Source organism: Arthrobacter sp. MW3 TE3886, assembly GCF_041262145.1.
Lineage (GTDB): Bacteria > Actinomycetota > Actinomycetes > Actinomycetales > Micrococcaceae > Arthrobacter.
The window spans coordinates 1415266-1436386 of the sequence record NZ_JBGCAN010000001.1 but is presented as its reverse complement, the minus strand read 5'-3'; the positions used below and the strand labels follow the sequence as shown (position 1 = coordinate 1436386).

The window sequence follows — 21121 nt, the reverse complement described above, 5'->3', positions numbered from 1 at the left end:
TGTCCGGAAGGCTTGGTCCGGACGCGTAGGGGCGCTGCAGCACCAGCTTAGTGCCTGGGGTCTGGGGCACTAAGGGCCGCAACGAAAAGCGCCACAGCCCGTGCGGTGGTGACCGGACGGGCCGTGGCGCTTAGCGGAGGAAGTTAGGCTTTCGGGCTGGCTGCAGATTCAACCTTGAGCTTGCCGTCGGCGATGTCCTTCTTGATCTGGTCCAGCTCGGACTTCAGTTCGGCCGGAACCTGGGCATCCATGTCGTGGAACGGGGCCAGCTGGACGCCGTCGTTCGCGAGGGTGCCGATGTACGGCTTGTTGGTGAACTGGCCGTCCTTGTCCTGCTTGACGACCGTCTCAACGGCCTCGCCCATCTGCTTCATGACGGAGGAGAGCATGATGTCCTTGTAATCCGGTGCCGTGAGGAAGCCGTCGGAGTCAACCCAGATGAGCTTGACGTCCTTGCCTGCTGCCTTGGCTTCCTGCAGGGCCGCGCCGGCACCCTTGCCGACCGGACCGGCGACGGGCATGACGATGTCGGCGCCCTGGTCCAGGAAGTTCTGGGTGAACTGCTTGCCCTTGTCCTGCTTTTCGAAGTCGCCGGTGAAGGAGCCGTCCTGCTTGGCCTTGTCCCAGCCAAGAACCTTGACGTCCTTGCCCTTCTTCTCGTTGTAGTACTTCACGCCGTCGGCGTAGCCGTCCATGAAGATGGTGACCGTGGGGATCTTGATGCCGCCGAACGTGGCGACCGTCCCGGTCTTGGTGGTGCCTGCTGCGAGGTAGCCGGCCAGGAACGCGGCCTGGGCCGTGTCGTAGATGATCGGCTTGACGTTGGTGATCGGGGTTTCGTAGCCGAAGTCGATGATGGCGAAGTGCTTGTCCGGGTTCGCGGTGGCCTGGGCCTTCGTTGCGTCGCCGAGCAGGAAGCCGACCGTGATGGTCAGGTTGCAGCCGGCGGAAACCATGGCGCGCAGGTTCGGTTCGAAGTCGTTGTTGGTCTTGGACTCGGCTTCGTTCGTCTTGATGCCGAGATCCTTCTCGGCCTTCTTCAGGCCCTCGTAGGAAGACTGGTTGAACGACTGGTCGTCGAATCCACCCGAGTCGGACACGATGCAGCCCGTGTAGTTGCTTGCAGTGTTGGTGGCGGTGCTGGCCTCCGGGGCAGCTCCGCAGCCGGTCAGCAGGAGTGCAGCCGCGCCCGCGGTGGCGACGCCGGCCATTGATCCGCGCTTAAAGGTGGCACGCAGAGAGTTCTTCAATTTTCCTCCAGGAAGAAAGAGTAGGCGCTACGACGGAAGTTCAATGAGTGTCTGTCGGCGGTGTTCCGCTGATCTCTGTTGTCACTGATGGATTTCGCAGCACTGCGCCGAGGCGCACTGATGCAAGCCACTGTAGTGGCCTGCGCCACGTCCCGATAACACAGGGCCCGGCGAATGCCCAGATTGTTGAGAACTTGTTACCTAGTGGTAGCCGGGCACCGTGCCAGCGGAGGTGCACATACGCCTCCGGCGCCGGTCCCCGAAGGAAACCGGCGCCGGAGGCGTCGTGGCCGGCACGGCGTGTGCCGGTGTCCAGCTACAGCCGGACGAGCATCTTGCCGGTGTTGGCGCCGTCGAGCAGGTCCATGAAGGCCCGCGGGGCGTTGTCCAGCCCGTCCACCACCGTCTCGTCATAGCGGACCGTTCCGTCGGCCAGCCAGGCGGACATGGTCTCGACAAATTCGGCCATGTGCTGCCAGTAGCCGCCCACCAAGAAGCCCTTGAGCGTCAGCTGCTTGCCGATCGCCAGCATGAGGTTCCGCGGCGCCGGCGTCGGTTCGGTCGCGTTGTACTGGGCGATGGCCCCGCACATGGCCACCCGGCCACCGACCGTGAGGGAGGACAATGCTGCCTCGAGGTGCTCGCCGCCGACGTTGTCGAAGTACACGTCGATCCCGCGCTCACCCGCGGCCGCGGCAAGTTGTTCCGCCACCGGGCCGTCGTGATAGTTGAACGCGGCATCGAAACCGAGTTCGAGCAGCCGGGCCACCTTTTCCGGCGAGCCGGCGCTGCCGATCACCCGGGACGCGCCCATGGCCTTGGCGATCTGCCCCACGAGCGAGCCGACCGCGCCGGCGGCGCCCGAGACGAACACGGCGTCGCCGGGCTTGAATTCCGCGACTTTCAGCAGTCCCGCGTAGGCGGTCAGCCCGGTCATGCCGAGGGCGCCGAGGAATGCTGACGCGGGGGCCAGATCGGTGCGCGCCACCGTGGTGGCCGCGGCATCGACGACGGCGTATTCGCGCCAGCCGAGGCCGTGCACCACCGTGTCGCCCACAGCGCGGCCTTCGGCCCGGGACGCGATGACTTCGCCGACGGCGCCGCCGTCGAGTGCGGCATCCAGCGCAAACGGCGCGGAGTAGGACTTGACGTCGTTCATCCGCCCGCGCATGTATGGGTCTACCGAGATGTAGAGGTTGCGGACCAGGACCTGTCCGTCCTGCAGTTCGGGCAGCGCCGACTCGGCGAGGCGGAAGTTCGCCGGCACCGGGCGGCCATGCGGGCGGGACGCCAGCTGGATCTCGCGGGTGGCGGCGGGAAGGGTGCGAGTTTCGGTGGTGTTGCTCATGCGGCTACCTCCAGGATGGTGATGTCGACGGCGATGTTGCCGCGGGTGGCGTTGGAGTACGGGCAGATCTGGTGGGCCTTGGCCACCAGGGCCTCGGCGGTGTCCCGGTCCACGGCGGGCAGGGCGATCTCAAGCTCGGCGGCCAGGCCATAGCCGGCACCGTCCTCGAGTGCGCCGAAGTGGATCTTGGCGGCGACGGCGGAGTCCGTCAGGTCGGCGCGCTCCTTGCGTCCCACCAGGCGCAGGGCGGAGTGGAAGCACGCGGCGTAGCCGGCGGCAAAGAGCTGCTCGGGGTTGGTGCCCGCGCCGTCACCGCCGAGTTCGACCGGGCTGGCCAGGGTGACGCTCAGCTTGCCGTCCTTGCTGACGGCGGTGCCGTCGCGGCCTTCGCCGGAGGCCAGGGCCTCTGCTGTGTAAAGGGTCTTCATGGGGTTTCCGTTCTGTCGGCGGGAAGTCTGGGCAGGATGGGCCCAGCGGGGTGCCCGGCAAGGGCCCGGTATGGGGTCCTCGCGGGAAGGCTTGGGGGTAGGTCCAGTGGGTGGGCCTAGTGGGAGGCGTGGAGCGCGCTCGTCAGGCGGGCCAGGGTGTCGCGGAGCTGGTCCAGTTCCGCGGCGGTGAGCCCGGCGGCGTCCGCCAGGCGCTGCGGGATGCCGCTGGCCTTGGCGCTCAGGGCGGCGCCGGCGTCGGTCAGGAAGATCTCCACGCGGCGCTCGTCCTCGGCGGAGCGGCGGCGCTGGACGAGGCCGAGCGCTTCGAGCCGCTTGAGCAGGGGCGAGAGCGTGCCGGAGTCCAGGCCCAGCTCCTCCCCCAGTTCACGGACGCTGCGCGGCTCCGCTTCCCAGAGCACCAGCATGGCGAGGTACTGCGGGTAGGTCAGGCCGAGCTCTTCGAGCATGGGCCGGTAGGCGGCCGTGGCGGCGCGCGAGGCCGAGTACATCGCAAAGCACACCTGCCGGTTCAGGCGGAGCGCTTCCGGCCCGGCCGTGCGGGCTTCCTCTGGCGTGGTCATAGTTCCACCGTACGGCACAATCTAATCGTACGCAATTCAATTGTGCACAACTGAAGTGCGGAATGGGAACCGCCAGCCGGTGCGCAGGGGGCAAACGCGGCAGGAATCGCCCGAACTCCCCATGTTCGCAAGGCCCGACTGCGTGTCGGCCCGCGCCGCCGGGGTGTCCCGGCGTCGCGCCGGCAAAGGTGGGGAAACTCCGCGCCCGGCCCGGCAGTGCGCAGCGGGGCGGGTGGGCGCGGGCGGAAGGGTTTAGAGGTCGCGGATGGTGCGCAGGGCCGCCGCCGTGAGCACCTGGATGCCCAGGCCCAGCGCCCGCTCATCGACGATGTAGTCGCCGCGGTGGAGGTCGTACTCTTCCCCGCCGGGCGTCTTGGTACCGAGGCGCATCATGGCGCCGGGGGTGTCGGCCAGGAACCAGGCAAAGTCTTCCCCGCCCATGGACTGCGGGGTCAGGACCACGGCGCCCTCTCCGATTTCGGCGCGGGCCGCGGCCTCAATCAGCGCGGTCTCGTGCTCGGAGTTGACCACCGGCGGCACGCCGCGGGTGTGTTCCAGGTGGACGTCGACGCCGTAGGGCTCGGCGACCTGCCGGATGATGTCGTCGAGCAGCTCGCCGGCGTCGTGCCAGGCGTCGCGGTCCAGGCAGCGCATGGTCCCGGCCATGTAGCCGCTGCCGGGGATGGCGTTCGGGGCCGAGCCTGCGGAGATCTGACCCCAAACCACGGACACGCCGCTGCGGACATCGACGCGGCGCGAGAGCACGGCGGGAACATTGACCGCGATCTGCGCCAGGGCGAAGACCAGTTCCTCGGTCAGGTGGGGGCGCGAGGTGTGGCCGCCGCGGCCGGAGAGTTCGATCTTGATGGTGTCCGAGGCGGAGGTGATGGCCCCGATCCGGGTGCCGATCTTGCCGATCTCGATCCGGGGGTCGCAGTGCAGCGCCAGGATGCGCGGCACACCGTCCAGGACGCCCTGTTCGATGCACGAGGTGGCGCCGCCGGGCATCGTTTCCTCGGCAGGCTGGAAGATAATCCGGACCGTCCCGCGCAGCGGGGACACCTCGTGCATGCGCTGCAGGACCAGCGCGATCCCCAGCATGGTGGTGGTGTGGACGTCATGGCCGCAGGCGTGGGTCACGCCGTGGTTCTTCGAGGCGAACTCAAGGCCCGTTTCCTCGATGATCGGCAGGGCGTCGATGTCCCCGCGCAGGGCGGTGGCGATGGGACCCTGCCCGACGTCGACCGTCAGGCCCGTGCCCTCGAGGCGGCGCGGCTTAAGCCCGGCTTCCTCGAGCCGTTTCGCCAGCTTGTCGGTGGTGCGGAATTCCTTGAACGAAAGTTCCGGATGCGCATGGAGGTCGCGGCGGAAAGCAATCAGCTCCGGCAGGAGGGGCTCCAGCCACGGCCCCACGAGAGTCGTGGGCTCAGCTTCAGTCGAATAGTTGCGCACGGAATAACTCTATCGAGCGGCCAAAGAATAGCGGCATCGGGTACGGCGCGTTACGGATTGCTGAACATTACGCAGGCCGTGATCCGCTCCCATCCGGCTACAGGACGTCGGTGTCGCCCTTGGCCTTGATGGCGTCCACGGCCTGCTTGACCCGCTGTGAGTGTTCCTTGGTGGTGACCAGCAGGGCGTCCGGGGTGTCAACGATCACGACGTCCTTGATGCCGATCAGGGCGATCACCCGCTTGGTATCGGAGACCACCACGCCGCTGGCGTTCTCGGTGAAGACGCGTGCGCCCTCGCCCAGGACCGTGACCTCGTCGACTTCCTTGGCGCTGTTGAGCCGGCCCACGGAGGCAAAGTCCCCGACGTCGTCCCAGAGGAACGTTCCGGGCACCACGGCAACGTCGCCGGCGGCGGCGGCGGGCTCGGCGACGGCGTAGTCAATGGCGATCTTGGGCAGCGTGGGCCAGACCCGGGCAGTGACGGCGTCGCGCTCCGGGGTGTCCCAGGCCTTGGCGATTTCCTGGAGTCCGGCAAAGAGTTCGGGCTGGTTGGCTTCGAGGTGCTTGAGCATCAGCGAGACCGGGGCCACGAACATGCCCGCGTTCCAGACATATTCGCCGCTGTCGACGTACTCCTGGGCCACTTCCTCGCTGGGCTTCTCCACGAACTCCACGACGGACTGCGCGCTGGGCGCGTCGGGGATGTGCAGGTTCGCGCCGGAACGGATGTAGCCGAATCCGGTGGAGGGGTGGGTCGGCTTGATGCCGATGGTGACGATCTTCCCCGCGGCCGCGGTGTAGACGGCCTCACGGACGGCGTCCTGGAACAGGTCGTCCGGGCTGATGACCTGATCCGCGGCGAACGAGCCCATGATGATGTCCGGGTCCCGCTCGTGGAGGATCGCCGCGGCGAGGCCAATCGCAGCGCCGGAGTCCTTGGGTTCGCTTTCCAGGACGAGGTCGGCTTCCAGGACCTCAGGCAGCTGGCGGCAGACGGCTGCCCTGTGGGCGGAGCCGGTCACCACCAGCACGTGCTTGCCGGCGACGGGCTGGAGGCGGTCATAGGTCGCGCGCAGCAGAGTGCTGCCCGAACCGGTGAGGTCGTGAAGGAATTTCGGGGCTGCTGCCCGTGACAGGGGCCAGAGGCGGGTCCCCACCCCGCCCGCCGGAATGACCGCAATAAAACGGTCCAGCGGTGAATCCTGGCTTGTCACTTTGTCTGTAGTCATCACGGCTACTTTAGCCGACGGCGGCCAATTCGGCCCGAATTGGGCCCGGATCAGGCCCTGCCGGCGCCCGCAACCACGGCTAAATGTGGCGTTCGTCTCAAATCGGACGCAAAACCGCGCCGGGGCCTGTCAACAAGGGGTTCCTAAATTGAATAAGCTGTGAGCGAAGCCTAGATTTAGGCTTGAGCTTACGAGTGCTCTCGCAGCAGGCGTTCCCCCCGCGTGGATCCCATGCCAGCGCCGCTGTGTTGCAGGGAGGTTTATTCAGTGCCGACAAAACCAGCTGGCACCTTGTACCGCGGCCGTGAAGGCATGTGGTCCTGGGTTGGACACCGCATTACCGGTGTAGTGATTTTCTTCTTCTTGTTGGTCCACGTGCTGGACACCTCATTGGTGCGTGTGTCCCCCGAGGCCTACACCGCAGTGATTGGTGCCTACAAGAACCCCCTCATGGCCCTGGGTGAAACGGGCCTTGTCGCGGCGATCGTGTTCCACGCCTTCAACGGCCTGCGGATCATCGCCGTCGACTTCTGGAAGAAGGGTGCCAAGTACCAGCGTCAGATGCTCTGGACGGTCCTGGGCCTCTGGGTCGTCGTCATGGTCGGCTTCTCCATCCGCCACCTGTCCCTCGCCCTTGGAGGTCACTAAGCCATGACTGCAACCATTCAGAGTCCACGTAGTGGAAAACCCGGTAGTGGAAAGATCCAGCCGAAGTACCGCCGCACCGGCGGCTCCAAGGGCAACTTCGAGATGCTCGCCTGGCTCTTCATGCGCCTCTCCGGCGTCGTGCTGGTGGTGCTGATCTTCGGCCACCTGACCGTGAACCTCCTGGTCGGGGAGGGCATCCACGCGATCGACTTCGGCTTTGTGGCCGGCAAGTGGGCCGACCCGTTCTGGCAGTTCTGGGACCTGGCCATGCTGTGGCTCGCCATGCTGCACGGCACCAACGGCGTCCGCACGATCATCAATGACTACGCCGAGAAGGACGCAACGCGCCTTTGGCTGAAGATTGTGCTCTACGCGGCCACCACGGTCATCATCATCCTGGGCACCCTGGTCATCTTCACGTTCGATCCGTGCCCCGTGGCCAACGGCGTCCAGCTTCCCGGCGGCTTCTGCCCCGCGCCATAGGGGCTCAGCCGTAACGGCGGAGCCGCCGCGGACCGCAGCCCGTCCGGGCAGGAACCGGCGGTCCGTCACGGCAACTGATCTTGCCTGCCGAGCGCAGGCGCAGATTGCACGAGACTTCACCGGGCAGGCGCGGCCTGCCGGTGGTTTATAGCGAATTTTGAGAGAAAGAGCGTCTGGTATGCAGGTCCATAAGTACGACGTCGTGATCGTCGGTGCCGGTGGCGCCGGGATGCGCGCGGCGATCGAATCAGGTCAGCGCGCCCGAACAGCAGTACTGACCAAGCTCTACCCCACCCGGTCCCACACCGGCGCGGCGCAGGGCGGCATGTGTGCAGCCCTGGCCAACGTCGAGGAAGACAACTGGGAGTGGCACACCTTCGACACCATCAAGGGCGGCGACTACCTGGTTGACCAGGACGCCGCCGAGGTCATGGCGAAGGAAGCGATCGACGCCGTCCTGGACCTGGAAAAGATGGGCCTGCCGTTCAACCGCACGCCCGAGGGCCGCATTGACCAGCGCCGTTTCGGTGGCCACACCCGCGACCACGGCAAGGCACCGGTCCGCCGTGCCTGCTACGCCGCCGACCGCACCGGCCACATGATCCTGCAGACCCTGTACCAGAACTGCGTCAAGCACAACGTCGAGTTCTACAACGAGTACTACGTCCTGGACCTGCTGACCGTCGAAGAGGACGCTGTCCGCGAGGACGGCACACCGTACAAGCAGAAGCGAGTTGCCGGCGTCGTGTCCTACGACCTCGCCTCCGGCGAACTGCACGTCTTCCAGGCCAAGTCCGTGGTGTTCGCCTCCGGCGGCGCCGGCAAGGTCTTCAAGACCACCTCCAACGCCCACACCCTGACCGGTGACGGCATGGGCATCGCGTTCCGCCGGGGCATCCCCCTGGAGGACATGGAATTCTTCCAGTTCCACCCGACCGGCCTGGCCGGGCTGGGCATCCTGCTCTCCGAGGCCGCCCGCGGCGAAGGCGCGATCCTGCGCAACTCCGAGGGTGAACGCTTCATGGAGCGCTACGCGCCCACCATCAAGGACCTCGCCCCGCGCGACATCGTGGCCCGCTCCATGGCCAACGAAGTCCGTGAGGGACGCGGCTGCGGTCCGAACAAGGACTACGTCCTCCTGGACCTGACGCACCTTGAGCCTGCGCACATCGATGCCAAGCTGCCGGACATCACCGAGTTCGCCCGCACCTACCTGGGTGTGGAGCCGTACACGGAGCCGGTTCCGGTGTTCCCGACGGCGCACTACGCCATGGGCGGCATCCCCACGAACATCAGCGCCGAGGTCCTCCAGGACAACGACACGGTGGTCCCGGGCCTCTACGCCGCCGGCGAGGTCGCCTGCGTCTCCGTCCACGGCTCCAACCGCCTGGGCACCAACTCGCTGCTGGACATCAACGTGTTCGGCAAGCGCGCCGGCATCGCCGCCGCCGAGTACGCCAAGACCGCCGACTTCGTGGAGCTCCCCGTTGACCCGGAGGCCTACACGCTGAACCTGCTGGACCACGTCCGCACCTCTGACGGCACCGAGAAGGTCGCTGCGATCCGCAAGGAACTGCAGGACACCATGGACGCCAACATGCAGGTGTTCCGCACCGCCGAGACGCTGAACCAGGTCCTGAAGGACATTGCCTCCTTCGAGGAGCGGTACCAGCGCATCAGCGTCCAGGACAAGGGCAAGCGCTTCAACCTGGACCTGCTCGAGGCCGTGGAGCTGGGATTCCTGCTCGAGCTCGCCAAGGTCATGACCGTGGCGGCCCTGCACCGCGAGGAATCCCGCGGCGGCCACTTCCGCGAGGACTTCCCCGAGCGCGACGACGAAAAATTCATGAAGCACTCCATGGCGTACAAGGATGACCACGCCCCGGCGGACGGTTCCGCCGAGGCTATTGCCGGCATCCGGCTTGCCACCAAACCGGTGGTCTTTACGCGCTACGAGCCGATGGTGAGGAAGTACTAAGATGAGCGCTGAACTCGCTGAGCCAGCATCCAAGATCGAACTGCCCGCCGGCGTCGGCGGCGGCGGGGAAATCCCGTCCTTCGACGTCACCCTGCGCGTCCGCCGCTACAACCCCGAGGTCTCCGAGGACGCCACGTGGGATGACTTCAAGGTCACCATGTACGGCACCGACCGTGTCCTGGACGCCCTGCACAAGATCAAGTGGGAGATGGACGGCAGCGTCTCCTTCCGCCGTTCCTGCGCCCACGGCGTCTGCGGCTCCGATGCCATGCGCATCAACGGCCGTAACCGCCTCGCCTGCAAGACGCTGCTGAAGGACCTGGACACGTCCAAGCCCATCACGGTCGAGCCGATCAAGGGCCTGCCGGTGGAGAAGGACCTGATCGTGGACATGGAGCCGTTCTTCCAGTCCTTCCGCGAAGTCATGCCCTTCCTGATCAACCGCGGCCACGAGCCCACCAAGGAACGCCTGCAGTCCGCCGAGGACCGCGAGCGGTTCGACGACACCACCAAGTGCATCCTGTGCGCCGCGTGCACCTCGTCCTGCCCGGTGTTCTGGACCGACGGGCAGTACTTCGGCCCGGCGGCGATCGTCAACGCGCACCGCTTCATCTTCGATTCCCGCGATGACGCCGGCGACATGCGCCTGGAGATCCTCAACGACAAGGAAGGCGTGTGGCGCTGCCGCACCACCTTCAACTGCACCGAGGCATGCCCCCGCGGCATCCAGGTTACGCAGGCAATCGCTGAGGTCAAGCAGGCCATCCTGTCCCGCAAGATCTAAGGCCCGGTTCCACCGGCCCGCATTACCGGCTTCACTTTCAGTAGTTACCGACGACGGCGCCTCTCACCTTCCGGGTGGGGGCGCCGTCGTCGTTTCCGCCCGCAATGATCCGCCCTCACATGAAAGGGGACGCCGTGTCCCGCTCAGAAAAAGTCTCGTTCCAGGGTTCCACCGGCGAGCTGCTCTCCGGCGTGCTGGACCTGCCGGAGGGCCCGGTCAAGGGCTGGGGCGTGTTCTCGCACGGCTTCACCCTGGGCAAGGACAGCCCCTCGGCGTCGCGGATGTGCAAGGCCCTGGCGGACAACGGCGTGGGGATGCTCCGGTTCGACAACCTGGGGCTCGGCGAGTCCGCGGGCATGTGGTCGGAGGGGTCCTTCAGCCACAAGGTGGCCGACACCGTCAAGGCCGCCGAATTCATGCGGGACTCGGACCGTCGGGTGTCCTTGCTGGTGGGCCACTCCTTCGGCGGCGCGGCCGTTCTGTCCGCCGCCCGGCAGATCCCGGAGCTGAGGGCTGTGGCCACCGTGGGGGCGCCCTTCTCCCCCAAACACGTGGCCCACGTCTTTGACGCGGCCCTGGACCGGATTCTGAGCGAGGGAAGCGCGGAGGTGGACCTCGGCGGCAAGCGCGTGGAGATCCGCCGGCATTTCGTGGAGGACCTCGAGAACGCTGACCTGATGGACTGCATCCGGCAGCTGCACAAGCCGCTCATGGTGCTGCACTCCCCCACCGACAACACGGTGGGGATCGAAAACGCCAGCACCATCTTCCAGACGGCACGCCACCCGCGCAGCTTCGTCTCGCTGGAGGGCAGCGACCATCTGCTGACCGGCAAGGGCCAGGCGGCGCGTGCGGCAAAGATTATTTCGGCGTGGGCCGACCAGTACCTCGACGCCTGAACGCGGCGGCCAGCGGCCTGCGGCGGCCCCGTTGTTCGACCGGCGTTTTGCCCGGCTGGACGCGCCGGGCACCCCAGCCGGTGCTCGCCGCGGCGGGGCCGGCTTTGAGGTCTTCCTCCCGGATCGCCACCCACGCGGCACAGATCACGTAAACTTGGCTGACCAGGTTGAACCAGATCAGCAGGCCGATGATGATGGCGAAGGGCGCCAGGATGGGGTTCTTGCCCGCGCTGGCCAGCAGCTGGGTGCTGAAGATCTGCAGGATGGTGGTGCCCACCGCCGCGAGAGTGGTCCCTTCCAGCAGGGAGCGCCGGGCCGGCTTCAGCCCCGCGGCCACGCGGTACATGATCAGGGCGGTTCCCCAGCCGAGCAGCAGCGGCACGAGGATCGTGACGGAGGTCGTCAGCGGCCCGGCGACTAACGGCTCGAGGCCCAGTTGCTCGGTAACCCATCCGGCGGCCGTGCCGAAGATCAGCGAGGCTGCGGAGCTGACTACCAGGGCCACCCCCATCAGCAGCAGCGTGCCGACGTCCTTGAGTATCTGCAGGATCGGATTCATCACCAGGGGGCCAAGCTGCATCATGCTCCGAGTACCGTCGCGGATGCCGCTGATCCAACCCAGGGCCGTGAACACCGTCACCACGGCGGCGATTCCGGCGGCCCAACCCAGGCTGGTGGGGTTGAGCAGCTCATAGGGGTCAACCAGCCCCTCGCTGCCGTCGACCTGCAACAGGCCCGGCGCAGCCGCGGCCACACTCTTGATGACCTGGTCCAGCAGGGCCGGATGGTCGCTGAGCACGAGCCCGGCCAAGGACAAGCCGGTGGCCAACAGGCCCGTGATGGAGAAGAACATCCGGAAGCCGATGCCGGCACTCAACAGCGGGCCACGCTGGCGGAGGTAGTGCGAGTATACGCGCAGGGGCAGCAGCATGTTCAGCCGGGCCAGGAACCAGTTCATCATCGCCATCAGGGACGCGATCGTCCCGCCGCCGGAACGCCGAACCCTGCCCCACTCGACCCTCTTGCGGATGACTTCCAGTTTCAGCCCGGCCAGATCGGTGGGGAGCGGCGGCTTATCGGGCGCCTGCGGTGCCGTCCGGGCCTCTGTCGTGGTCAGGTTTGGTCCCAAAATCAAGCTCTTCCCGTAGCTGCCAGATGCCGTTGTCATCGTGCTCGTAAAGACCCATGCTAGCGACCGGAAACGTGGCCCTGTAATCCTTCAGGACCGTTTCGGCCTCGTCGAGGCTTTCCGGGGCGACGTCATGGGCCACGGTAACGTGCGGGTGGTAGCCGAACGGCAATTCCCGCTCCAGCGGGCCGGACTGCAACTGGCGGTGCAGGTTCACGCAGTCCCCGAAGCCGTCCTCGACGTTCAGGAAGACCACCGGGGACACCGGCCGGAAAGATCCGGTCCCCGCGATGGTCACCGTGAAGGGCTCCTGCCGCCGGGCCACGTCCCGGACATGGCGCTGGGTCGCGGCCCAGTCCTTCGTCATGGTGGTGGTGACCAGGGTGATGTGTGCCGGGACGACGGTGGCCATGGGATCCCCGAAGGATGCCCGCCAGCGCTGGAGCTCCTCAGCGATGTCCGCCGGGAACCTCAGGATCACACCGATGCTGATGCCTTCGCTGCGCTGTCCGTTCGACGTGGCGGCTTTCGCGGTGACTTTGCTGACGGAGGACATTGACCTAGCGGACTCCCTGGGCGCCGGCGTACGGCAGGAACCCCACCTTGGCATAGACGTCGCGCAGGGTGAGCGAGGCAATCTCCCGGGCCTTGTCCGCGCCGAGGCCCAGCAGCCGGTCCAGCTCCGCGGGATCGTCCAGCAGCTCCTTGGCCCGGTTCCGGATCGGGGTCAGGTGCTCCGTGACCACCTCGGCGAGGTCCGCCTTGAGGTGGCCGTACATCTTCCCCTCATAGGCGGTGACGAGGGCGTCGACGCTCTGCCCGGTGATTGAGGAGTAGATGGTCAGCAGGTTGGACACGCCGGGCTTCGCCTCCCGGTCGAACCGGATTTCGGTCTCTGTGTCCGTCACGGCGGACTTGATCCGCTTGGCCGTGACCTTGGGCTCGTCCAGCAGGTTGATCAGCCCTGCCGGTGACTCCGCAGACTTGGACATCTTGGCGGTGGGGTGCTGCAGATCGTAGATCTTCGCGGATTCCTTCTGGATGAAGGGCTGCGGCACCGTGAACGTGTCGCCGAAGCGGGAGTTGAACCGCTGGGCCAGGTCGCGGCTGAGCTCCACGTGCTGGCGCTGGTCCTCGCCCACGGGGACACCGTGCGGCTGGTACAGGAGGATGTCCGCTGCCTGCAGGATCGGGTAGGTGAACAGCCCGACGCTGGCGTGGTCTGAACCCTGTTTGTGCGCCTTGTCCTTGAACTGGGTCATCCGGGACGCCTCGCCAAAGCCCGTGATGCAGTTCAGGACCCACGCCAGCTGGGCGTGCTCGGGCACCTGGGACTGGACGAAGAGCGTGCACTTGTCGACGTCGACGCCGCCGGCAATGTACTGCGCGGCCGTGACCCGGGTGCGGTGCGCCAGCTCGGCCGGATCCTGCGGAACGGTGATCGCGTGCAGGTCCGGGATGAAGAAGATGGCGTCGTACTCGTCCTGCATCTGGACCCAGTTCACGAGGGCGCCGAGATAGTTGCCCAGGTGCAGGGAGTCGGCGGAGGGCTGCATGCCGGAGAGGATGCGGTGCCGGGCCGCGGTGGCCGCAGAGGCGTCCTTCGCGGTGGCCGTCGCAACGTCGGGGGCGACGCCGGCCTGGGTCACAGTGGTCGCAGTTGAAGTGGTGGTCATTCGTGGAAGCCTTAAGACTAGAGCCGGTAGTCCACTACCAGCGGGGCGTGGTCGGAGAAGCGTGTGTCCCAGGACGCAGCCCGGTCAACAACGGCTGACACTGCGGCAGCAGCGAGAGCGGGCGTGGCCATGTGGTAATCGATGCGCCAGCCGGTGTCGTTGTCGAAGGCCTGGCCCCGTTGCGACCACCAAGTGTAGGGGCCGTCGACGTTACCCGCCAGGCCCCTGTGAACATCCTTCCAGCCGATTTCCTCGCCGAAGAAGCGGTCAAAATACGCCCTCTCCTCCGGCAGGAAGCCGGCACGTTTGACGTTGCCCTTCCAGTTCCTGATATCCAGCTCCGTGTGGCCGACGTTGAGGTCGCCCACCACCAGAGCGTGGTCACTGTGTTTGGCGAGTTCGGGCAGCCGCTGGAGCATGACGTCGAGGAATCTGAATTTGTCGTCCTGCTTGGGGGTGCCGGCCTCGCCCGAGTGCACGTAGGCGCTCACGACGGTCAGCTGTGAGGCCTGCCCGTCCGCGTCCCGCACGATGTAGTCCGCCTCCACCCAGCGTCCGGCCGTGGCGAAGAAGTCATCGCCGATCCCCACCCGGGTGGCCTGCGGCTCTTCCCGGGATGCAATGGCGACGCCGGCCCGGCCCTTGGCCTCGGCCTCGGCGTGGAGAATGTACCAGCCCTCGCCGAGCAGTTCCTCGACGATCGCGTCCGGCGCGCGGACCTCCTGGAGGCACAAGATGTCGACCTCGCGCGGTTCAAGCCATTCCGCCATGCCCTTCTTGTAGGCGGCACGAAGGCCGTTGACGTTGACTGACGCGATGCGAAGGTGGTCCTTCTTCAATGCCGAGCTCACCCGATCCACTCTAGTCGATGATGGTTCCGCTGACGGGAGCGTCATCGCCGCCCGAGGATTTGATCATGTCCCGCGCGTTGGTGGCGGTGATCTCGATGGTCTCCAGGGCACGGCTGATCGTGTCGCGGTCCGCCGCCTCGCCCTTCGCCCGCTCCTGCTCGACCACGCGGACCTGGACCTGGACGATCTTGAAGGAGTGGTCCAGCTTCATGTCCCTCACGCTGTCCGCTGCGCGGCTTTCGCTCACCACACGGGTGCCGCCGTGGTCCGCGCTGGCCGTCGCCGGCGGCCGCCCGGCGGCGGCGTTGAACGCGTTCTGGGCCTCGTTCAGCCTGGCCCCGGCCTTCTTGGCGGCCTTCTGGATGCTGAACACGACGAAGGAGGCCAGCGCCAGCCAGAAGCCGGCGATGATTGCCACGATCCAGCCCACGACGTCGTTCTGGTTGGCCGCGAAGATCACGGCCACCACGAACGCGATGATGAAGACCAGCAGCCCCGGACCGCTGATGCGGAACATGGAGTACCGGCCGCGGGCCGTGGTGTCGTTGGACGTGGACGAGGAGCTACCCAGAGATTGCATGAGCCCATTATCGCAAACGGGGCCGGCAGCCCGCTGCGCTTCCACCCCGGGCGAACGCCGCCCCGGCGCTGAGCCTAGGTCAGGGTGGGCATTTGGCCCAGGACCAGCATTTACGTCAGGACGGGCATTAGGTCAGGGCGGGCATCACGTCAGGACCAGGCAGAACGGGTGGCCGCTGGGGTCCGTGTAGACCCGGAAGGTCTTGCCGCCGCCCGTCTGGCGCGTGGCGCCCAGCCGGAGGACTTCCGCCTCTCCGGCGTCGAGGTCCCCGACCTTCACGTCCACGTGCATCTGCTGCGGGTGCTCGGGATCGGGCCACTGCGGCCGGACCAGTCGGTCCACGCGCTGGAAGGCGACGGCGGGACGATCGGCAGCGTCGCCAATCGAAATCCACTCCTCTTCCTCCTGCACCCGGATCATACCCAGCAGCTCCTGGTAGAAGCTGGCCAGGGTGTCAGGGTCCTCGCAGTCGATGACGAGGGCCTGCCATTGTCCGATCATGGGGTCTCCTATTCCAGGGATGGCTACTTGCGGGACGGCTACTTGAGGAACAGTTTGCGCAGGCGGCTCGTGGTGAGCAGGACGCCGAGGGCAATCATGACCAGGTAGTAGCCGATGTGCACGGCGGTGGCGGGGGTGAACACCCCCACGCTGATCTGCCGCAGCAGTTCCACGCCGTGCCACAGCGGCATGGCCTGGATCAGCCACTGGATGGCCTGCGGGTAGACGCTGAGCGGGTAGAACGTGGCACTGAAGAGGAACATCGGCAGCATGATGAAGTTGATCCAGTCCATTTGCTGGAATGTCTTCATGAAGCTCGTGATCCCCATGCCGAAGCTCGCGAAGCCGAAGGCGATCAGCACCGAGGCCGGGATCATCAGGATGGCCCACGGTGTGGTGATGAGGCCCATCAGTCCCATCACGGCCGTGAAGCCGGTGGCGTACATGGCCCCGCGCAGCAGGGCGAGGAAGATTTCGCCCATGGCAACATCCAGCGGCCCCAGCGAGGTGTAGAGCATGCCCTGGTACAGCTTGGCGAAGTTCATCTTGAAGAAGACGTTCCACGTCGAGTCGTAGACGGCGCCGTTCATGGCGGACACGGCCAGCAGCGCCGGCGCGATGTACGCCGCGTAGCTGATTTCCTGCCCGCCCGGGCCCTGGACCGACCCGACAATCGCGCCCAGGCCCACGCCCATGGAGATCAGGTACAGCACGGGTTCGAAGAACCCGGAGGCCATGACCATCCAGTTGCTGCTTTTGGTGGCCATGAGCCCGCGGGCGACGACGGCGCGGACGTTGCGGGAGTAGATGGGCCCGAAGCGGCGGCGGCGCGCGGCTTCGGTGACGCTGTGGTCCCCGGTGTTGAAATTTCCGGTCAGGACGCTCATGAGGCCATCCTTTTGGCGAACTTGCGTTTGGTCAGGACCCAGCCGGCAATCGCCAGGGTCAGCAGGAAGAGGACGTGGACGATGGTGAGCCACGGCGCTTCCTCGTACCCGTAGCTGACCACGCGGCCAAGCTCCGTTCCGTGCCAGATCGGTGAGATCCAGCCGATCCAGCGGACTGCGAGCGGGAGGGTGTCCAGCGGGAAGAACGTGCCGGAGAACAGGAACAGCGGCATGACAATGAACCGCATGACCATGGCGAACTGGCCCTTGTCGTGCTGGATGGTGGCCGCGTAGGCCATGAGCGGCAGGCCGAAGGACAGGCCGGCGAGCGTGGCGATGAGGATCGACACCCAGGCCCAGGCGCCGGGGGCGGCGCCGAAGAGCGCGACGACGGCGAAGTAGATGGCCGACTGCAGCAGGAAGCGCACCGTCACGGCGATGATCTGGCCGCCGGCGATCTGCTCGGGAGTCAGCGGCGAGGCGTGCGGGCCGTAGTAGACGCGCCGCCACTTGAAGCCGTCCATCACGGGGAAAGTGAACTCGTTGGCCGCCGTCATGACGGCGGACGAGATCAGCAGGGCCGGCGCGATGAACGTCAGGTAGCTGACCCCGCCGAAGACGCCGGCGCCGTTGGACTCGACGAGGGTGGCCAGGCCAACGCCCATCGCGAACAGGTAGGCCACCGGCTGTCCCACGCCGTACATCACGATGGTCCAGCCGTAGCCCTTCATGACCCGCAGGACCTGCTCGGCGTAGTAGAACGCGCCCCAGCGGCGGGCGCGGGCGGCCGAGACTTCCGGCGAGTGCGCGCGCAGGGCCGTCCCCGCCGCCGTCGTCCCCGTCGTCGTCGCTGCCGCCTGAATTGGCTGAGTCAACTGTTCCTTCTTAGTCAACGAGGCTCCTGCCGGTCAGGCGCAGGAAGACGTCTTCGAGGGAGGAGCGGCGGACCAGTGAGGTGACCGGACGCAGGCCCCGGGCGGTGACCTGCTCCAGGGCGGCCTCGCCGTCGTGGGCGTAGATGAGCACCCGGTCCGGCAGGGTTTCCACCCGTTCGCCGATGCCGCCGAGCTCCGCGCCGACGCTCGCGTTGCGCTCCGAGCCGAAGCGCAGTTCCAGGACCTCCCGGGTGGAGTATTCGCGGATCAGGCTGGCCGGCGATCCCTCGGCCATGATCTTGCCCTTGTCCACCACGATCAGGCGGTCGCAGAGCTGTTCGGCCTCGTCCATGTAGTGCGTGGTGAGGATCAGGGTGACGCCCTGTTCCTTGAGCCTGAACAGCCGGTCCCAGAGGATGTGCCGCGCCTGGGGGTCAAGGCCCGTCGTGGGCTCGTCCAGCAGCAGGATCCGGGGCTCGTTGATGAGCGAGCGGGCGATCGTCAGGCGCCTCTTCATGCCGCCGGAGAGGGCATCGACTTTGGAGTTGGCCTTGTCCGTGAGCTGGGCGAATTCCAACAGCTCGTCGGCCTTGGGCTTGAGGTAGCTCATCGGCAGGCCGAAATAGCGGCCATAGACCAGCAGGTTGTCCCGGACTTTCAGTTCCTCGTCCAGGTTGTCCTGCTGCGGCACGACGCCCAGATGGGCGCGGACCTCCGGCCCGTGCTGTTCGGGGTCCAGGCCCATGATGTCCAGGCTGCCGGAGGTGCGCTGCGAGACCCCGCCGATCATCTTCATCGTGGTGGACTTGCCGGCGCCGTTGGGGCCCAGCAGGCCGAAGGCTTCCCCGGCGGGGACGCGGAAGGAGATGCCGTCGACGGCGGTGACGTCGCCGTAACGTTTGGTGAGGTTCTCGGCGGTGATGACGTACTGGAGTGCGGCGTCGGAGGCGCTGCTCACACGTGATTCTTTAGAGGCAAGTTCAGACACCCGCACTACGGTAGTGGATCCCCGCAAACTATGAAAGAGTCTTTTCGTAAAAACTCCTGACGTATCCGTTCCGTTATGCCGGCAGGCGGTAAAACGTGCGGAATCCTGCGGTGGTTGGGCCCGCCGAATACCGGCCCAACCACCGCGGGAGCCTTAGGCGAGCCCGGAGTGGCTTGCCTCTGCCAATTGGCGTTCCGCGGTTTCCACCACGTTGGCGAGCAGCATGGCGCGGGTCATCGGGCCCACTCCCCCGGGGTTCGGCGAGAGCCAGGCGGCGACGTCGGCCGCAGCGGGGTCCACGTCTCCGGTGACCACGGCCTTGCCGCTGCCGTCGTCGACCCGGCTGACACCGACGTCGAGCACGATCGCCCCGGGCTTGAGGTCCCCGGCCTTGATCATGTGCGGCTGCCCGGCGGCGGCAATCACGACGTCGGCCTGCCGCAGTTCTGCCGGCAGGTCCACGGTTCCGGTGTGGGCCAGGATGACTGTGGCATTGACGTCTTTGCGGGTCAGCAGCAGACCCACGGGGCGGCCGATGGTGACGCCGCGGCCCACCACGAGGACGCGTTTGCCGTTCAGGTCGATCCCGTGCCGGGTCAGCAGCTCCACGCAGCCCTTTGGCGTGCACGGCAGCGGGGACTTCATGGGTCCGCTGACGTTGGCCACGAGCCGGCCCAGGTTCATCGGGTGCAGGCCATCGGCGTCCTTCTCGGGATCCATGGCCTCCAGGATGACGTCCTGGTCGATGTGTTTGGGCAGGGGCAGCTGGACGATGTAGCCGGTGCATTCCGGGTTCTCGTTGAGCTCGCGGACCACGGCCAGGAGGTCGTCCTGGCTGGTCTCTTCCGGCAGGTCGCGGCGGATGGAGGTGATGCCCACCTCGGCGCAGTCCTTGTGCTTGCCGCCGACGTACCAGGTGCTGCCAGGATCGGAGCCCACCAGGATGGTGCCCAGCCCGGGAGTGATGCCCTGTGCCTTGAGCACGGCCACGCGCTCGGTCAGCTCGGCCTTGATGGCGGCGGCGGTAGCCTTGCCGTCAAGGATCCGTGCAGTGTCAGCCGTTTTAGCGGCCGCTTTTGCGGTGTCAGTCGAAGTCATGGCCTACCACTGCTCGTGCTGCGGGTACAGCGGGAAGTCGGCGGCGAGCTTGTCCACGCGTGCCTGCAGGGACTCGATCTCCGTGGCAGCTCCGGACTTCAGCGCCGTGGCGATGATGTCCGCCACCTCGGTGAATTCCTCGGCGCCGAAGCCGCGGGTGGCCAGGGCCGGGGTGCCGATGCGCAGGCCCGAGGTGACCATCGGCGGGCGGGGGTCGAACGGCACGGCGTTGCGGTTGACGGTGATGCCGATCGAGTGCAGGAGGTCCTCGGCCTGCTGGCCGTCCAGCTGGGAGTTGCGCAGGTCCACCAGGACCAGGTGCACATCGGTGCCGCCGGTCAGGACCGAGACGCCGGCACCGGCGACGTCGGCCTGGCCGAGGCGCTCGGCGATGATCTTGGCGCCTTCGAGCACGCGTTCCTGGCGCTCCTTGAATTCCTCGGTGCCGGCGATCTTGAAGGCCACGGCCTTTGCGGCGATCACGTGCATGAGCGGGCCGCCCTGCTGGCCGGGGAACACGGCGGAGTTAAGCTTCTTGGCCCACTCCTGCTTGGCCAGGATGACGCCGGAGCGCGGACCGGAGAGCGTCTTGTGCACGGTGGAGGTCACGACGTCGGAGTACGGGACCGGGCTCGGGTGCAGTCCGGCGGCGACGAGGCCGGCGAAGTGCGCCATGTCGGTCCAGAGCAGTGCGCCGACCTCGTCGGCGATCGAACGGAAGGCCTCGAAATCGAGGTGCCGCGGGTAGGCGGACCAGCCGGCGATGATCACCTGCGGCTTTTCGGCGATGGCCTGCTCGCGCAGTTTGTCCATGTCGATCCGGAAGTCATGTTCCTCGACCTGGTAGGCGGCGACGTTGTAGAGCTTCCCGGAGAAGTTCAGCTTCATGCCGTGGGTGAGGTGCCCGCCGTGGGCAAGGGACAGGCCCAGGATTTTGTCGCCCGGGGTGATCATGGCGGCGAGCGCGGCGGCGTTGGCCTGCGCGCCGGAGTGCGGCTGCACGTTGGCGTATTCGGCGCCGAACAGTTCCTTGACGCGGTCGATCGCGAGCTGCTCGGCGACGTCGACGTATTCACACCCGCCGTAGTAGCGGCGTCCCGGGTAACCCTCGGCGTACTTGTTCGTCAGGACGGAGCCCTGGGCTTCCATCACGGCGCGCGGGGCGAAGTTCTCGGAAGCGATCATTTCCAGGGTGCCGCGCTGGCGGCCAAGTTCCTGGGCGAGGACGGCGGCGATTTCAGGGTCGAGTTCGGCCAGCGGCTGGTTGCTCACGGCGGCTGAGGTGGCGGTGGTAGTAGTCACGAGGAACTCCTGGTAGGCAACGGGTACGGCTATTGGTCAGGCTACCGGCTGGCCCGTTGCACCGCCCTTTGATTACGGGCCCCTTGACAGCGGGCCGCGACAGCGGCGGCAGGCACCCCGCGCGGGCACCAGCAACGGTGCGGCAGTGGTGA

Annotated in this window: 22 protein-coding genes; 5 read left to right on the top strand and 17 right to left on the bottom strand. The window is 66.7% G+C overall.

Features of this window, described 5'->3' with window-relative positions:
* Positions 1 to 143: 143 nt before the first annotated feature.
* From ABH915_RS06565 to ABH915_RS06540, 6 genes are all read right to left on the bottom strand, one after another.
* Entirely contained in the window at positions 144 to 1211 is a 1068-nt protein-coding gene (locus ABH915_RS06565) for a BMP family ABC transporter substrate-binding protein (RefSeq protein WP_018774742.1), read from the bottom strand.
* A 355-nt stretch (positions 1212 to 1566) separates the two neighbouring features.
* Complete coding sequence (locus ABH915_RS06560; RefSeq protein ID WP_370119131.1) at positions 1567 to 2598, bottom strand: NADP-dependent oxidoreductase; 1032 nt, start codon at positions 2596 to 2598, stop codon at positions 1567 to 1569.
* Complete coding sequence (locus ABH915_RS06555; RefSeq protein ID WP_018774744.1) at positions 2595 to 3026, bottom strand: organic hydroperoxide resistance protein; 432 nt, start codon at positions 3024 to 3026, stop codon at positions 2595 to 2597. Before ABH915_RS06555 ends, ABH915_RS06560 begins: the two co-directional genes overlap by 4 nt.
* Positions 3027 to 3142: 116 nt before the next feature.
* Positions 3143 to 3607, bottom strand: a complete 465-nt coding sequence (locus ABH915_RS06550) for a MarR family winged helix-turn-helix transcriptional regulator (RefSeq protein ID WP_370119128.1) — start codon at positions 3605 to 3607, stop codon at positions 3143 to 3145.
* 252 nt (positions 3608 to 3859) lie between these two features.
* Entirely contained in the window at positions 3860 to 5059 is a 1200-nt protein-coding gene (locus tag ABH915_RS06545; protein WP_026266654.1) for an amidohydrolase, read from the bottom strand.
* Between the two features lie 97 nt (positions 5060 to 5156).
* On the bottom strand, positions 5157 to 6290 hold the full coding sequence (locus tag ABH915_RS06540) for a mannose-1-phosphate guanylyltransferase (RefSeq protein ID WP_026537818.1): 1134 nt from the start codon (positions 6288 to 6290) through the stop codon (positions 5157 to 5159).
* A gap of 267 nt (positions 6291 to 6557) precedes the next feature.
* Here ABH915_RS06540 and sdhC point away from each other — a divergent pair, with 267 nt between their 5' ends.
* The 5 genes from sdhC (at position 6558) to ABH915_RS06515 (ending at position 11082) form a co-directional block, all read left to right on the top strand.
* Positions 6558 to 6938 (top strand): succinate dehydrogenase, cytochrome b556 subunit, encoded by a 381-nt coding sequence (gene sdhC, locus ABH915_RS06535; RefSeq protein WP_079553238.1) that lies wholly within the window; start codon positions 6558 to 6560, stop codon positions 6936 to 6938.
* 3 nt (positions 6939 to 6941) lie between these two features.
* Positions 6942 to 7421 (top strand): succinate dehydrogenase hydrophobic membrane anchor subunit, encoded by a 480-nt coding sequence (locus ABH915_RS06530; protein WP_370119124.1) that lies wholly within the window; start codon positions 6942 to 6944, stop codon positions 7419 to 7421.
* Positions 7422 to 7599: 178 nt separating this feature from the next.
* On the top strand, positions 7600 to 9399 hold the full coding sequence (gene sdhA / locus ABH915_RS06525; RefSeq protein WP_018774750.1) for a succinate dehydrogenase flavoprotein subunit: 1800 nt from the start codon (positions 7600 to 7602) through the stop codon (positions 9397 to 9399).
* Position 9400: 1 nt separating this feature from the next.
* A complete protein-coding gene (locus tag ABH915_RS06520) occupies positions 9401 to 10183 on the top strand; it encodes a succinate dehydrogenase iron-sulfur subunit (RefSeq protein WP_018774751.1) in 783 nt (260 codons plus the stop codon).
* 134 nt (positions 10184 to 10317) lie between these two features.
* Positions 10318 to 11082: an alpha/beta hydrolase family protein gene (locus ABH915_RS06515; RefSeq protein WP_370119120.1), complete on the top strand. Its 765-nt coding sequence runs from the start codon at positions 10318 to 10320 to the stop codon at positions 11080 to 11082.
* On the opposite strand, the gene ABH915_RS06510 is transcribed toward ABH915_RS06515, so the two are convergent.
* The 11 genes from ABH915_RS06510 to glyA all read right to left on the bottom strand — a co-directional run bounded on the left by ABH915_RS06510 (position 11045) and on the right by glyA (position 20969).
* Positions 11045 to 12211, bottom strand: a complete 1167-nt coding sequence (locus ABH915_RS06510) for a YihY/virulence factor BrkB family protein (RefSeq protein ID WP_370124950.1) — start codon at positions 12209 to 12211, stop codon at positions 11045 to 11047. The genes ABH915_RS06515 and ABH915_RS06510 overlap by 38 nt on opposite strands.
* Positions 12156 to 12767, bottom strand: a complete 612-nt coding sequence (locus ABH915_RS06505) for a 2'-5' RNA ligase family protein (RefSeq protein WP_370119117.1) — start codon at positions 12765 to 12767, stop codon at positions 12156 to 12158. Before ABH915_RS06505 ends, ABH915_RS06510 begins: the two co-directional genes overlap by 56 nt.
* Positions 12768 to 12771: 4 nt before the next feature.
* Positions 12772 to 13887, bottom strand: a complete 1116-nt coding sequence (gene trpS / locus ABH915_RS06500; RefSeq protein ID WP_018774755.1) for a tryptophan--tRNA ligase — start codon at positions 13885 to 13887, stop codon at positions 12772 to 12774.
* A 17-nt stretch (positions 13888 to 13904) separates the two neighbouring features.
* On the bottom strand, positions 13905 to 14738 hold the full coding sequence (locus ABH915_RS06495) for an exodeoxyribonuclease III (RefSeq protein WP_026537825.1): 834 nt from the start codon (positions 14736 to 14738) through the stop codon (positions 13905 to 13907).
* Between the two features lie 10 nt (positions 14739 to 14748).
* Entirely contained in the window at positions 14749 to 15318 is a 570-nt protein-coding gene (locus ABH915_RS06490) for a hypothetical protein (protein WP_026537826.1), read from the bottom strand.
* 144 nt (positions 15319 to 15462) lie between these two features.
* Positions 15463 to 15819 (bottom strand): VOC family protein, encoded by a 357-nt coding sequence (locus ABH915_RS06485; RefSeq protein ID WP_370119112.1) that lies wholly within the window; start codon positions 15817 to 15819, stop codon positions 15463 to 15465.
* Positions 15820 to 15857: 38 nt separating this feature from the next.
* Positions 15858 to 16706 carry an ABC transporter permease gene (locus ABH915_RS06480; RefSeq protein ID WP_026537828.1) on the bottom strand — a complete coding sequence of 283 codons (849 nt, stop codon included), beginning with the start codon at positions 16704 to 16706 and terminating at the stop codon, positions 15858 to 15860.
* On the bottom strand, positions 16703 to 17581 hold the full coding sequence (locus ABH915_RS06475) for an ABC transporter permease (RefSeq protein WP_370119108.1): 879 nt from the start codon (positions 17579 to 17581) through the stop codon (positions 16703 to 16705). The genes ABH915_RS06480 and ABH915_RS06475 overlap by 4 nt, the downstream gene beginning before the upstream one ends.
* A 10-nt stretch (positions 17582 to 17591) precedes the next feature.
* Positions 17592 to 18539: an ABC transporter ATP-binding protein gene (locus ABH915_RS06470; protein ID WP_370119105.1), complete on the bottom strand. Its 948-nt coding sequence runs from the start codon at positions 18537 to 18539 to the stop codon at positions 17592 to 17594.
* Positions 18540 to 18722: 183 nt separating this feature from the next.
* Complete coding sequence (locus tag ABH915_RS06465) at positions 18723 to 19667, bottom strand: bifunctional methylenetetrahydrofolate dehydrogenase/methenyltetrahydrofolate cyclohydrolase (protein ID WP_370119101.1); 945 nt, start codon at positions 19665 to 19667, stop codon at positions 18723 to 18725.
* A 3-nt stretch (positions 19668 to 19670) separates the two neighbouring features.
* The gene (gene glyA / locus ABH915_RS06460; RefSeq protein ID WP_018774763.1) at positions 19671 to 20969 is read right to left on the bottom strand and encodes a serine hydroxymethyltransferase; all 1299 of its coding nucleotides are present in this window, start codon (positions 20967 to 20969) and stop codon (positions 19671 to 19673) included.
* Positions 20970 to 21121 lie beyond the last annotated feature (152 nt).

Bases quoted from the DNA above. Each gene is read 5' to 3' on its own strand.
- ABH915_RS06550 (WP_370119128.1), bottom strand. From the start codon at position 3,607: ATGACCACGCCAGAGGAAGCCCGCACGGCCGGGCCGGAAGCGCTCCGC.
- ABH915_RS06465 (WP_370119101.1), bottom strand. From the start codon at position 19,667: ATGACTTCGACTGACACCGCAAAAGCGGCCGCTAAAACGGCTGACACT.
- ABH915_RS06480 (WP_026537828.1), bottom strand. From the start codon at position 16,706: ATGAGCGTCCTGACCGGAAATTTCAACACCGGGGACCACAGCGTCACC.
- trpS (WP_018774755.1), bottom strand. From the start codon at position 13,887: ATGACCACCACTTCAACTGCGACCACTGTGACCCAGGCCGGCGTCGCC.
- sdhA (WP_018774750.1), top strand. From the start codon at position 7,600: ATGCAGGTCCATAAGTACGACGTCGTGATCGTCGGTGCCGGTGGCGCC.
- ABH915_RS06540 (WP_026537818.1), bottom strand. From the start codon at position 6,290: ATGACTACAGACAAAGTGACAAGCCAGGATTCACCGCTGGACCGTTTT.
- ABH915_RS06485 (WP_370119112.1), bottom strand. From the start codon at position 15,819: ATGATCGGACAATGGCAGGCCCTCGTCATCGACTGCGAGGACCCTGAC.
- ABH915_RS06555 (WP_018774744.1), bottom strand. From the start codon at position 3,026: ATGAAGACCCTTTACACAGCAGAGGCCCTGGCCTCCGGCGAAGGCCGC.
- ABH915_RS06520 (WP_018774751.1), top strand. From the start codon at position 9,401: ATGAGCGCTGAACTCGCTGAGCCAGCATCCAAGATCGAACTGCCCGCC.
- ABH915_RS06560 (WP_370119131.1), bottom strand. From the start codon at position 2,598: ATGAGCAACACCACCGAAACTCGCACCCTTCCCGCCGCCACCCGCGAG.
- ABH915_RS06565 (WP_018774742.1), bottom strand. From the start codon at position 1,211: ATGGCCGGCGTCGCCACCGCGGGCGCGGCTGCACTCCTGCTGACCGGC.
- ABH915_RS06505 (WP_370119117.1), bottom strand. From the start codon at position 12,767: ATGTCCTCCGTCAGCAAAGTCACCGCGAAAGCCGCCACGTCGAACGGA.
- ABH915_RS06530 (WP_370119124.1), top strand. From the start codon at position 6,942: ATGACTGCAACCATTCAGAGTCCACGTAGTGGAAAACCCGGTAGTGGA.
- ABH915_RS06490 (WP_026537826.1), bottom strand. From the start codon at position 15,318: ATGCAATCTCTGGGTAGCTCCTCGTCCACGTCCAACGACACCACGGCC.